This window comes from Frankia tisae, from assembly GCF_025403405.1.
GTDB lineage: Bacteria > Actinomycetota > Actinomycetes > Frankiales > Frankiaceae > Frankia > Frankia tisai.
On sequence record NZ_JANEZT010000193.1, the window covers coordinates 1 to 12,778 of the forward strand.

A 12,778-nucleotide genomic window follows, 5' to 3' on the forward strand; every position below is an offset into this window, starting at 1 on the left:
GTCCCGTACCGGTTCATGCGGAATCGTCATCAGGGTAGAGCGCCCGATTTCTGGAAGTTCGCGTGGGGTGTCCGCGACACCACACCACGTTTCCCGACGGAGGCCTGACCTGCGGCTTCGGGAACGTGGGGTAGTACAGACGGCTCACCCACCGGACGGGGCGAGGGTGTCTGTCACCGCAGGTGACCGTGGACTTTTGCCGGCCGGGGTGAGGTCGACGACGAGCAGGGAGCCGCTGGGCGACCCGGCCGGGGTGGCGCCCGGACCGCGAGGGTCCGGCTCCTGCTGGTCCTGCGGTGCCCGGGGTGTGACGGCGGCGCTGGGAGCAGGGGGTGGGCCCAGCGCGGAGCCAGCCGCGGGCCCGGCGAATCCCCGCGGACGCCCCGGGTCGGAGGTCCGCTCCGTGGAGGCGGTGGGCGCCGGGGCCATGGTGGACGCCGCCGGCGCGGCGGACACGGACGGTACGGACGGTACGGACGAGGAGGTCGTAGCCACGGACGGTGTGGAGGCGGTGGGCGCGGGGGGCGGTGCCGTCACGTCCGGCGGCGGCGTCCCGGGAGCCGGTGTGGCCGTGGCAACGGGGCCGGGTGCCACGGGTCGACCGGTTGACAGCCGGGCCACGACCGCGGTGGTGTAGCCGGCGGTCCAGGCCAGGACGGCGCGAACGTAGGTGGCCGACGGGTTGTAGCTGTAGATCGCGGCGCGCAGCGCGGCCGGGTCGGCCAGGTCCCGGTGGCCGCGGCACAGGTAGCCGGCGGCGGCCAGGGCGGCGTCGTCGATGTTGGCGGGATCGGCGCGGCCGTCGCCGGAGTTGTCCCGCCCGGCGCCGGCCCAGGTCGTCGGGATGAACTGCATGGGTCCGACGGCCCGGTCGTAGCGTCGGTCGTGGTCGAGGACGCCGCGGTCGGTGTCGCGGATGAGGGCACGGCCGCCGCGGCCGTCGAGGGGCGGGCCGAGGATGGCGCCGGTCAGGGTGCCGTCGGCGGTGATGCGGTGATGCGGTGGCCGGCGGCGTGGCCGGACTCGACCTTGCCGATCCCGGCGAGTAGCGGCCACGGCAGGTGGCAGCCGGGCTGTTCGGTGCCGGTGCGGTTCGCCGCGGCGTGGTAGGCGGCGAGCATGCGGGCGGGGATGCCCCGGTCGCCGGCGGCCAGGGTGATCGTGGCTCGGCTGCGGCCGGTGGCCACGGCCGCGAGCGTGGCGTCGGTCGGACCCGACGTTGGACCCGACGTTGGACCCGGAGAAGGTGGCGCCGCGGTCGGCGCCGGCGCGGGTGCGTCGCCCTGTCCGGTCCCGGGGCGGCTCTGCGGGATGAGATCCGGCATCGTCCAGTCGCCACCGCGTGGCGGTTGCGCGCCCAGCTCGGCGAGGCCCACCCCCGCTCCCGGCACGGGCGGCGACGCCGCGGTGCACAGCAGCAGGATGCCGACGGCGGCGGTGACCGGCAGGAGAGCGACCCGCACGCCCGCGGGGGACCGTCGATGGGTGGGTCGTCGACGCGCCGGGCGCCGGGCGCGATGCCTCGTCGGTGTACGGCGGTGCGCACCCATCGGCAGCCTCCGAAAAGCCAGGCGAACAGGCCGGGGAAGATCTTCCCGAGCCAGGGAAAGGCAGTGGTAATCCACGCCGTTTGAAACGTGTACCGATCATCGGCGGAACGCGAAGATTACCTGTGCGGGACTGCGCACCAGCCACCCCGGAGGGGCGGGATGACTGATGCGCAGTGTCTCGAACCGCGTAAACCTCGGCGCCACGCGGTGGGCGTTACTGCATTCTGTCGACGAGACGGTGCCCCAACCGGCTCCCCGGAGTGAAGACGTAATCGAGCGTCAATCTTCGGGGCGGCGACTCGGGTCACGCAATGTAGCGAAGACTTGATCGGCAAACGCCCCGATCGATACGACCGGACAGCGAGGAAGGTAGCAATCGAACAAAAGATGCGCAACAGGTGGACGGCTGAACTTTTCGCGTGTGATGCTCCCTGACACCTTCGGCAGCATTGTTCGCCCACTCCGGGCGCAGATGATCTGGATGCGGATCATCAGATAGGAGCGATCGCATGTCCGTGTCGGCGGTTGGCGCCCCGGCTGGCTCGCCATCGGGTGAAAGCGCCGGCGGAATGTCGACGACCCGCCGTCACCTCGCCGCTCCGCGGATCCTCCGTGACCAGGGCTTTTACCTCGACGGGTCCGCCGGCCGCCTCCCGGGGGAGGCCGGCGATGCGGGCCGTTGAAACCGTGTCGATCGTGCTGGCCGACGGCGACTATCTCGCCCGCGCGGGCCTGCGGGACCTGCTCGTGGCGGAACGCGGGCTACACCTGGTCGCGGACGCCGCCGACGGCGTGGCGGCGGTCCGCGCGGTCCGCCGCCACCGTCCCAGGGTGGCGGTGATGGACTGCGCGATGCCCGAACTGGACGGGCTCGCGGCCACCAGGATGATCACGTCCGACCCCGTCCTGGCTGGCACGGGAGTCCTTCTCCTCGCCGCCGGTCCACGCAGCGAGCGTCACGTCCTCAATGCCCTGGTGGCGGGGGCCAGCGGCTTCGTGTTCAAGGACGAGCTGCACTCCGGCCGGCTGGGTGCCGCCGTGCGCGATGTGGCCGCGGGCGACGGGACCGTGCTCAGCCCACGCGCGGCGGAGATCCTCACCACCCGGCTACGGCGCACCTTCACGCCGATGCCGACGGCCCTGGCCGCCCGGGTGGATCGGCTGACCCGCAGAGAACGCGAGGTGCTCGGACTCCTCGTGGTCGCCGACCGGTCCAACGCCGAAATCGCCGGCATCCTCGGTGTGAGCCCCACCACGGTCAAAACGCATATGCAGTCGCTGCTCGGAAAGCTGGGCGTTCCGTCGCGGGTGCAGGCGGCCCGGATCGCGCGGCAGATGGCCGAGGCCGACCTGTACCCGAACATCGCCAGCTGAGCCGGGGCGTCCCCCCGAACCTCTTTCTCCGGCCTCTTATTCCGCGTAGCACCGTCATGGCCGCCCGCCACCCGCCGCCCGTCGTCCACGGTCCGCCGTCCACGGCCGAGACGGTTCCTTTCGCATCTCCACAGTTCTCCTCCGCGCGGAGTAGAAGAGGCGGATACAACGGCGGAGACAAATCTCTGACCGGTGGAGTGGGCCGGGCCGAAATTCCTCCGAGCGGCCGATGCGCAACATTCGGATCATGTTCCACGATTGCCGTGGTTCTTTCCGTTCCGGCCCTTCCTCTTCCCGGTGCCCGCTATCCGTCAGGCCAAACCACTCGGCAGTTGGCCGGGTATCGCGCATGCGCCAGTCCGACTGTGGCCCTGCGTTGACCCGCCGCCCGCTCGGGTCGGCTCTGCCGGGTCGGCTCTGTCGGCGCTCCCGGGAACGGGCAGCACCTGGGAGTCTCATTGCGAAAACATGGACGTCGCACCCTCCGGCGTCGGCTCGCCGTGTTCACCACGGGCGTGGTCGCCGTCGGGAGTCTCGCCCTTCCGGTCCTGATGCCGGCCGGCCAGCGCCGCGCCACCTCCAAAGTTCACCAGGCCGCCCACCGAGGGCTCGGTGCGACCCGCTCCGCCGGGCGGGGCGAGCGGCACACCGGTCGCCCGCGAGCTCCCGGGCCTGCGGACCGCGACGTCACGGACGGTCGAGACGACGCAGGGCGTGTACCGGACCGAGGTCTCCTCCTCGCCGATCAACTACCCGGACTCCCACGGCGCCTGGCAGCCGATCGACACCACGCTCGTCGCCTCCACCGTGAAGGGTTTCGCCTGGCAGGCGAAGGCCGCCGGCTACGGCGCCCAGTTCCCGAGCACCCTGGCGGACGGCCCGATCCGGGTCTCGCGCGGCGGTCGCTGGGTGGGCCTGCAGCTCGACGGCGCCACCGCGAAGGGAGTCGTCGACGGGGCGACGATCACCTACGCGGACGCGCTGCCCGGTGTCACCCTCGTCTACACGGTGCTCTCCACCGGGGTGAAGGAGTCGCTGGTGGTGAAGGACGCCGCCGCGGCCACCTCCTTCCCGTTCCAGATCACGACCTCCGCGGGGCTGTCCGCCCGGACCGCCGGCAAGGGCTTCGCCGTCACCGGCTCCGACGACACGCCGGTGTTCACCCTGCCGTCGTCGTTCGCCGAGGACGCCGGTGACCGCCTGTCCGGCCGCGCCGCGGTGGCCTCGACCCTCGCCACCGCGTCCCCGCCGGCCGGCGGCGGCGCGGCGTCACCGTCACCGACGACGGCGACGGCGACGGCACCGGCGACGACGCTGACCCAGACTCTGGCGAAGGACTGGCTCACGGCGAAGAACAGGTCCTGGCCGGTCGTCGTCGACCCGACGGTGACGATCGGGCCCAGCCAGATCACCGACTGCTACATCGCCGACGGCTCCTACGCCACGACGAACTACTGCTCGTCCGGCCTCATGGAAATCGGGTACGGCCCGGCGGCCAGCGGCAACGCGCGCCGGCGGGCCCTGATGAGCTTCGACCTGTCGGCGATCCCCAAGTATGCGGTGGTGAAGACCGCCGACATCAGGCTCACCGTGACCGGGTCGTCTGCGGGCTCGCTGAACTTCCCCGTCTACCTGCTGCGGCTGTCGCAGTCCTGGACGACGGCGGCGACCTGGAACAACAGCGGCAGCGCGGCGTGGACCGGCGACGCGACGAGCGGGTCGGCCTACGACATCAAGAACATCACGTCCACCACCGGCGCATGGCACATGTACGCCGGCAAGCTCGCGCAGGACTGGGTGAGCGGCGCCGTCCCCAACCAGGGTCTCATCCTGAAGGCGGACGACAGCGCCACGACCGGGGTGGTGCAGGTCGCCTCGACGCAGGCGACGGCCTCGGGTGACCGGCCGACGATGACCGTCGACTGGAGCACCCAGACCGGCCGGCGGGACTTCAACACGTTCACCGGGCAGAAGCTCGACAGCAGCTGCGACGCGGGCGTCAACGTCGGCAACGGCAACCTGCTGGTGCAGTGCGTCGAGTACTCCATCAACGGTGTCGGCCGGCCGCTCACCGTGTACCGGTCGTACAACTCCGGCGAGGCGGCGGTGTTCCAGAACGGCGCCGACACGCCGCTGGGGATCAACCGGTGGCGGCTGTCCACCGGGGTGTACATCATGCGCAACGGCAACGGCGTCACCCAGAACGGCGCGACCTTCTACGACGAGTCCGGCACGCCGTTCGTCTTCGAGTCCGGCGGCGGCCTGACCTACACCACCCCGCCGGGGCTCAACGCGAAGCTGGAGGAGAACGTGCCGGCGTCCGGCCAGTTCCGGCTGACGTTCGACGACTCCAAGGCCGTGTACGTGTTCAAGACGTTCACCACCGATCCGGGGAACCTCACCTACCAGCTCTGGAAGGTCACCGACCGCAACGGCAACGTCACGACCTTCGACTACACCGCCCGGCCTGGCTACGCCGAGGGGTTCCTGTCGACCATCAAGGACACCCGCGGGCGGATCATCCAGGCGAACTACACCAACGACTCGCCCAGCGGCAAGGACTTCCTCACCTCGATCTCGGACACCGCCGTCGGCCGGACGGCCACCTTCCACTACGTCGGCTGGAACCTGGACTACACCGTCGACGCCGGCGGTGAGGTCCGCAGCTACGAGTACGCCGACTTCGGCTCGGCCGAGGACGAGCTGTCCCGCTTCTACGATCCGGACGGCCGCATCACCGACTTCACCTACGACAGCGCCGGCCGGGTGCTGACCGTCACCCGCCATCCCAGCTCCGGGGTCGACAACACGACCACGTTCGCCTACAACGACACGGCCAGCCCGCCGACCCGCACGGTGACCGACGCCCTCTCCCACACCACCACCTACACGGTGGAGAACCGGGACTACGGCACCCGGGTCACCAAGGTCACCGACGCCCTGGGCAACAACCGCTCGACGACCTGGACCGCGCAGGCCCGGGTGGGGTCGGCGACGAACGCGGTCGGCGGCACCTTCACCAACACGTGGGGTGCGAACAGCGGCGGCAGCCTGACGACCACCGTGGGCCCGCTCGGCGCGACCACCAAGTGACGGCTACACGAACACCGACCCGTCGTGCCCCGCTTCCACGCCCGCGCCGACGAATCCCCAGACCCACCTGCCGATGTGCTCCTCGGACGCGGCGGACAACCGCTCGCTGTTCACCTACGACGGCCCCGGCAACCTCACCGCCAACGAGAACGCCTTCGGCGCGGAGGCGACGGTGGCCTACTACCCCGACGGCCAGCCGAACACGTCGACCGACCCGAACGGCAACGTCACCACCTACACCTACACCACCACCACCTACAACGGCGTGACCACGCATCAGCTTCAGCACGTCAATCCGCCCGCGGGTAACAGCCTGGCGCAGCGGACGGTCGACTTCGACAACGGCGAACGGCTCCACGAACTGGTCACCGGCACCGGGGTGACCGTCGACTACTCGTACACGGGCAACGACCGCCTCACCGGGGTCAACTATTCGGACACCACCACCGACCTCACCTTCGTCTACGACCATGCGGGCAACCTCATCGAGCGCGACGACGCCGCCGGCACGACGACCTACGGCTACGACGGCCTGTCCCGCCTGACGTCGATGACCCTGCCGGACAGCTCGACGACCACCTACACCTATGACGCGGCGTCCAACCTGCTGACCGTCAGCGAGCTCAGCGGCACCACCACCTACACCTACGACCAGGTGAACAACGTCGCGACGATGATCGACCGGGCCGGTAACCGCACCGTGTTCGGCTACGACGCCGACGGCCGCCGGATCGACACCTGGGCGTCGGCGAACACCGCGACGCCGCCGACCTCCTACGCGCTGCACACCCACACCACGTTCGACACCAGCGGGCGGGTGAAGCGGATCAAGACGACCCGGGCGTCGAGCGATGCGGACGCCAACCGGGTCATGGACTACGAGTACTGCTACTCCCCCTACACCTCGGGGACCTGCACCACGGCGAGCAGCACCGACCGTAACCAGATCCAGGGTCGCAAGGACATGATCGCGGGCACGGTCGCCAGCTACACCTACGACACCGGCAGCCGGCTGACCGCCAAGCGCGGCACCGGCGCCACCACCTACTTCGGTTACAACTCGGCGAACCAGAACTGCTGGACGACGACCACGAACCCGGGGACCGGCGCCCCCTGCTCCCCGCTTCCCTCCGGTGGGACCGGCAGCTTCACCTACGACGGCGAGGGCAACCAGACCCGTAACCAGCAGATTTACACGATGGCCTACAACGGCGCCGACCAGCTCACCTCCTCCACCCAGACCTCCGGCGGCTCGGCCACCGCCTACGGCTATGCCGGGGACACCAACGTGCTCCGCACCTCCGCGGGCGGAACAACGTTTCGCAGTGGCCTGCTCGGAGTGCATAGTTTCACCTCCGGCGGGCAGACAACGCACGTGGCACGCGACCCCCAGGGCGGACTGATATCCCTGCTCGTCCCGGGCGGCAGCGGCTACACCACCTACCACTACGTCGTCGACGGCCAGGAAAACATCGTCGGCCTCATCGACAGCTCGGGCACCGAACGCGCCCGCTACACCTACAGCCCCTACCGCGACCAGGCCACCGCCACCGCCGTCAACGGCACCCTCCCCACCAACCCCTACCGCTACGCCAGCGAATACCTCGACCCCACCGGCCTCTACAAAATCGGCCTCCGCTACTACAACCCCACCACCGCCACCTGGACCCAGTCCGACGCCGTCAGCACCATCGACGACCCCGCCCGCGCCAACCCCTACACCTACGCCGGCGGCGACCCCGCCAACAACCTCGACCCCACCGGCGCCTTCCCTATCACTGGCATCCTTAAAGAGACTTCCTTTATCCTCGGGGCCGCCGCGACAATCACGGAACCTGTCAACCTGTTTGAGGCAGGATGCTGCAGTAATTAGTCGGAGTACGTTTTTTCGCCCCCGGTAATCCTCGTCACCGGTCCCCGGGCAGACATGGCGCTCTCACGATGAGGTCTGTGCCGCGGCCTGCGGTGCCGATCCGGAGAATGCGGCGGCGGTCCGGAGACGGGCCGGTGGCAGGAGCGGGCCACCGGGGCGCACAGCCACCGGCCCGCCGGCGTGCGGGGTGGCCCGCCGGGAGGCCACCAGGTACGTGTATTTCTCGTCCTCGTGGCCGAGGGCGACGTCCTTCGTCATCCGGTGCAGTGCGCTGCGCTCGACGCGGCGGGCGACATGGCACCAGTCGCCACCCGGCAACGGGCAGGCGCCGTCGGCGGGGCAGGGATCGGTGATCGTGGCGTCGGCGGCGAGCACAGCGGCCCGCCACCAGGCCGCCACCGCTCCGCCGCGGCGTGGGCCGCCGTACCGGGCCCGGCGCCGAGACGGACCGGGCACGGTGCGGCCGGGTGGCCTCGGCAGGGCGGAGCGACCGCGGCCGGTTCGGAAGTTGTCGGGACGGCGGCTATTCGGCGGGGGCGGCCGATTCGGTCGGCTCGATCGCGGCCGAGCGGCGGTGGTCGAACACCAGGCTGGTCTGCACGTCGAAGACCTCGGGCCGGGCGGTGAGCCGGTCGACGACGAGGTTGTAGAGCTCGTCGACATCCGGCACCGCGACATGCAGGAGGAAATCGAAGGTTCCGGTCGTGGAGAACAGGCTGACCGTTTCGGAGAGGTTGGCGGCCCAGGCGCGGAAAGCCTCGATCACCAGCCGGGAGGGCGGCCGGACCCGCACGGATATCAGGGCCTGCACCGGCCGGCCGATCGCGGCGAGATCGACCTCGGCGCGAAAGCCGCTGATGATGCCCCGTTCCACCAGCGAACGCACCCGCTGCAGGGAGGTCGAGGGCACCACGTGGGTGGCCAGGGCGAGATCCCGGTTGGTCCGCCGGCCATTCTGCTGCAACAGGCGCAACAAGGCCCGGTCGAGCTCGTCCAAGCCGATTCCCCTCGCCGTCAGGGCATTGATGAGCCGCCCTCGGAACATTCATTACATGGTCGGGACATCGTAGCAACATGTTCCGGTATGTGGTGGGTTGTACCGAGTGTGTGCCGGGCGAGGAACCCACGACCAGGGAAAACGCAGACGGATGGATTACGTGATGTGCGCGTCCGGCACCTTCGGGCCGGATCCGGTACGCCGCGCGGCGCTGCGGGCGGCCGTACCACGGACCGGTTGCCGCAGCCTGAGACGAATGGTAAGCCCACAAGGGGTGGATGGTGATCGGGGCCCCCGGACACGCCCCCCGGGCCGTGGCCGGCATGGGAGCCGCCACCACCACCGCGGCCCATCCCGCGGCGGACCACCCAGGCGTCCACCGGTCGGTCGGCCGGGGACGGTTCCCGACCCGTGAGGAGCACCGCCCGTGCCGCAGACCGTTCCGTTCGTCGACTATCTGGTCCTCGGTGAGCGGCCGCATCTGGTCGCCCGCGAATGCACCGCGTGCGGTGCACGTTTCTTCGACCGGCGCAACGCGTGCGCGAACTGTTTCGGCACCTCCTTCACGCAGGTGGATGTCCCCACCGAGGGCGAGGTGCGGGCCTTCACGATCGTCGCCCACGCCGCCCCGGGCGTGCCCGTCCCGTTCGTCTCGGCGACGGTGGACTGCGCCGGCACGAGCGTGCGCGCCAACCTCATCAACGTCGAGCCCACGCCCGAGGCGGTGCGCCTGGGAATGAAGGTCCGCCTCGCGCTCACCGCGGTCGGCGTCGACCAGGCCGGCACCGAGGCCATCAGCTTCGGTTTCGAACCCCGGCCCTGAAGTCCGCTCCCGTCCCGGGAACCCGCCCCACATCTTCGGCAGGAGACACGACCATGGCCAGCGACGACGTCTGGATTCTCGGCATCAGCATGACGCGGTTCGGCAAGCATCCCGACTCGGATCTGATCGACCTGGCCGCCGAGGCGACCATGAACGCGATCGCGGACGCCGGGATCACGATGCGGGAGATCGGCGTCCTCGCCGCGGGCAACCTGCGCGGCGGCGGCGGGATCGGCCAGGCCTTACAGAAGCAGGTGGGCCAGACCGGCATCCCCGTCTACAACGTGGCCAACGCCTGTGCGACGGGGGCGACCGCGATCCGCGTCGTCCACATGGCGCTGCGCGCCGGGGAGGCGGACTTCGGGCTCGCCGTCGGCGTGGAGAAGCTCGCCGGCGCGGGGCTGCTCGCCGGCGGCGAGCGGGTGGGCGACTCGGCCACCTGGTCGCCGCAGGGCCGGTTCGGCGCGGTCGGCCCGCTCGACGGGCGCATCGGCACCGAGACGATGCCCGGGGTCTTCGCCCAGATCGGCATGGAGTACGGCCACCGCTACGGCGGCACGAGCTTCGAGCTGTTCGCCCGGATCTCGGAGAAGAACCACGCCCACTCGACGCTGAACCCGCTGGCCTCCTACCAGCGCCGGTTCACCCTGGACGAGATCATGAACGACGTCATGATCTCCTACCCGAACACCCGGCCGATGTGCTCGGCGAACTGCGACGGTGCGGCCGCGGCGGTTCTCGTCACCGGTGCCGCGCTGAAGACCCTCGCACCCGAGCAGCGCCGCCGGGCGGTGAAGATCTCCGCCTCGGTGCTGACCACCGACCCGTGGGAGGAGGCCTGCCAGGTGCTGCCGAACGTCAACACGCTGACCCGCAACGCCGCGCGGCGCGCCTACGACACCGCCGGGGTCGGCCCGGAGGACCTCGACCTCGTCGAGCTGCACGACTGCTTCGCCACCGCCGAACTGGTCCACTACGACAACCTGATGCTGTGCCCGGAGGGCGGCGCGGTGGACTTCTTCGACTCGGGCGCGACCTGGCGGGACGGGTCGACGCCGGTGAACGTCTCCGGCGGGCTGGAATCCAAGGGGCACCCGATCTCCGCGACCGGCATCGCGAACATCTGGGAGGTGGCAACCCATCTGCGCGGCGAGGCCGGCGACCGGCAGATCCCCGGCGCCCGCGTCGGCCTGGCCCACGTGATCGGGCTGGGTTCGGCCTGCGGGGTGCACATCCTCGAACGTGCCGCCGCCTAACCCACCGCGGTCGCTACGCCCGGCCCGGTGCGGGCGCCGCGGCGGGGCGGGGGCGCAGACCGTCCATGAACAGGTCCAGCAGGCGCCCCGCCTGCGCGCGCTGGGCGGGTTCGCCGGCGGCGAGGGCGACGCCGGCGAGCCCGGTGAGCACGTCGACCGGGTCGACGTCGGCGCGCACGGTCCCGGCGGCGGCACCGGCGCCGAGCAGCGAGGTGACGGCGTCGACCATCCGCTCGCGGCTGTGGGCGAACGGGTCGCCCCCGGAGGCGATGACGGCCCGCAGCGCGCCCGCCATCCCCCGTTTGGCCGTGGTGTAGTCGAGGAAGGCGTCCATCCAGGCGCGGACGGCCGCGTCCGGCGCCACGCGGCCCAGCAGCGCCGGTGCCGCGTCGCACAGCCGGCCGAGTTCGGCGCGGTAGACCGCCTCGACGAGCGCCTCGCGGGTCGGGAAGTGCCGGTAGAGGGTGGCGATGCCGACGCCGGCGTCCTTCGCGACGGCCTCCAGCGGCACGCCCGGCCCTGCGGCGGAGAAGGCCCGCAGGGCGGCGCCGAGAACCTGCTCGCGGTTGCGGCGGGCATCGGCCCGCAGCGGCCTGGTCGTGCCCTGTGCCGGCATCGCTCTCCTCCCCGCGGCCAGGATCACCGCGGCCGGGAAGCATCGCCCCACCGGAACTGTTCGGGCGCTGTGGGCGCCGACGCGCCACGGCCTGGGCGGGTCGTCGCCGCGATCGCCCCGCCACCGCCATCATATCGACCGGGTGCCCGCCCGATTCCGTCGAGCACATAGTGAGGACCTGACTGTGAGCACTTTGATCACCACGCCGTTCTCCGCGACCTCGACCGCGGCCGAGGTGCTGGCGGAGGTCGACCTGTCCGGCCGGCGGGCCATCGTGACCGGTGCCTCCTCGGGCATCGGCGTCGAGACGGCGCGGGCACTGGCCACGGCGGGCGCGCAGGTCACGATCACGGTCCGTGACCTCGACGCCGGTGCCCGGGTCGCCGCCGATCTCACCGCGTCGACCGGCAACGACCAGGTCACCGTCGCTGCGCTGGACCTCGCGCAGCCCGCCTCCGTCGCCGCGTTCGTCAACGGCTGGCAGGGTCCGCTGCACATCCTCGTCAACAACGCCGGGGTGATGGCCTCCCCGGAGACCCGCACGCCGCAGGGCTGGGAGCTGCAGTTCGCCACCAACCATCTCGGGCACTTCGCGCTGGCGACGGGTCTGCGCCCGGCGCTGGCCGCGGCCGGCGGCGCGCGGGTGGTGTCGGTGAGCTCCAGTGCGCACCTGCGCTCCGACGTCGTGTTCGACGACATCCACTTCCTCGAGCGGCCGTACGAGCCGTGGTTGGCCTACGGGCAGTCGAAGACGGCCAACGTGCTGTTCGCCGTCGAGGCGACCCGGCGGTGGGCGGACGACGGCATCGCCGTCAACGCGCTCATGCCCGGCGGCATCCGCACCAAGCTGCAGCGCCACGTCACCGACGCCGAACTCGACCGGCTGCGGGCCCAGAGCGGCGGCGGCGGGGGGATCTCCTGGAAGACACCCGAGCAGGGGGCGTCGACGTCGGTGCTGCTCGCCGCGTCGCCGGTGGTCGCCGGGGTCAGCGGCCGGTACTTCGAGGACTGCAACGAGGCCGGGCCGAACCAGCCGGGTAGCCGCACCGGGGTGGCGGGCTACGCCCTCGACCCGAGCTCGGCCGCCCGGTTGTGGAACGTCAGCCTCGCCACCTTGGCCGGCTGACCAGCGCCGACCTGCCCACGAGCGGCATACGGCCGGGGCGGCGATTTCAGGGTGCGATCGGTGGGGGTGG

11 protein-coding genes are annotated in these 12,778 nt (G+C 71.1%); 6 read left to right on the forward strand and 5 right to left on the reverse strand.

Translation table 11 applies throughout. From position 1 onward, the window contains the following. Positions 1-144 precede the first annotated feature (144 nt). Entirely contained in the window at positions 145-1,056 is a 912-nt protein-coding gene (locus NBZ85_RS18420) for a lytic transglycosylase domain-containing protein (protein WP_261556717.1), read from the reverse strand. Next, positions 969-1,463 (reverse strand): hypothetical protein, encoded by a 495-nt coding sequence (locus NBZ85_RS18425; RefSeq protein WP_261556718.1) that lies wholly within the window; start codon positions 1,461-1,463, stop codon positions 969-971. The genes NBZ85_RS18420 and NBZ85_RS18425 overlap by 88 nt, the downstream gene beginning before the upstream one ends. 756 nt (positions 1,464-2,219) lie before the next feature. Here NBZ85_RS18425 and NBZ85_RS18430 point away from each other — a divergent pair. The 3 genes from NBZ85_RS18430 to NBZ85_RS18440 all read left to right on the forward strand — a co-directional run bounded on the left by NBZ85_RS18430 (position 2,220) and on the right by NBZ85_RS18440 (position 7,890). Next, positions 2,220-2,924, forward strand: coding sequence for a LuxR C-terminal-related transcriptional regulator (locus NBZ85_RS18430; RefSeq protein ID WP_261556719.1), 705 nt, complete (start codon positions 2,220-2,222; stop codon positions 2,922-2,924). Positions 2,925-3,536: 612 nt separating this feature from the next. Continuing rightward, complete coding sequence (locus NBZ85_RS18435) at positions 3,537-6,017, forward strand: DNRLRE domain-containing protein (RefSeq protein WP_261556720.1); 2,481 nt, start codon at positions 3,537-3,539, stop codon at positions 6,015-6,017. Between the two features lie 73 nt (positions 6,018-6,090). Continuing rightward, a complete protein-coding gene (locus NBZ85_RS18440; RefSeq protein WP_261556721.1) occupies positions 6,091-7,890 on the forward strand; it encodes an RHS repeat-associated core domain-containing protein in 1,800 nt (599 codons plus the stop codon). Between the two features lie 63 nt (positions 7,891-7,953). Here NBZ85_RS18440 and NBZ85_RS18445 read toward each other — a convergent pair whose 3' ends face one another. Both NBZ85_RS18445 and NBZ85_RS18450 read right to left on the reverse strand, forming a co-directional pair. Beyond that, the gene (locus NBZ85_RS18445; RefSeq protein ID WP_368861405.1) at positions 7,954-8,346 is read right to left on the reverse strand and encodes a small ribosomal subunit Rsm22 family protein; all 393 of its coding nucleotides are present in this window, start codon (positions 8,344-8,346) and stop codon (positions 7,954-7,956) included. A 67-nt stretch (positions 8,347-8,413) separates the two neighbouring features. Beyond that, on the reverse strand, positions 8,414-8,887 hold the full coding sequence (locus tag NBZ85_RS18450) for an Lrp/AsnC family transcriptional regulator (RefSeq protein WP_261556723.1): 474 nt from the start codon (positions 8,885-8,887) through the stop codon (positions 8,414-8,416). 427 nt (positions 8,888-9,314) lie between these two features. Between NBZ85_RS18450 and NBZ85_RS18455 the strand changes: the two genes are divergently transcribed. Then, positions 9,315-9,710, forward strand: coding sequence for a Zn-ribbon domain-containing OB-fold protein (locus tag NBZ85_RS18455; protein ID WP_261556724.1), 396 nt, complete (start codon positions 9,315-9,317; stop codon positions 9,708-9,710). Positions 9,711-9,763: 53 nt separating this feature from the next. After that, on the forward strand, positions 9,764-10,966 hold the full coding sequence (locus tag NBZ85_RS18460) for a thiolase family protein (protein ID WP_261556725.1): 1,203 nt from the start codon (positions 9,764-9,766) through the stop codon (positions 10,964-10,966). A 13-nt stretch (positions 10,967-10,979) separates the two neighbouring features. On the opposite strand, the gene NBZ85_RS18465 is transcribed toward NBZ85_RS18460, so the two are convergent. After that, positions 10,980-11,582 (reverse strand): TetR/AcrR family transcriptional regulator, encoded by a 603-nt coding sequence (locus NBZ85_RS18465; RefSeq protein ID WP_261556726.1) that lies wholly within the window; start codon positions 11,580-11,582, stop codon positions 10,980-10,982. A 184-nt stretch (positions 11,583-11,766) separates the two neighbouring features. On the opposite strand from NBZ85_RS18465, the gene NBZ85_RS18470 reads away from it, so the two are divergent. Further along, positions 11,767-12,708, forward strand: coding sequence for an SDR family NAD(P)-dependent oxidoreductase (locus tag NBZ85_RS18470; protein WP_261556727.1), 942 nt, complete (start codon positions 11,767-11,769; stop codon positions 12,706-12,708). Positions 12,709-12,778 lie beyond the last annotated feature (70 nt).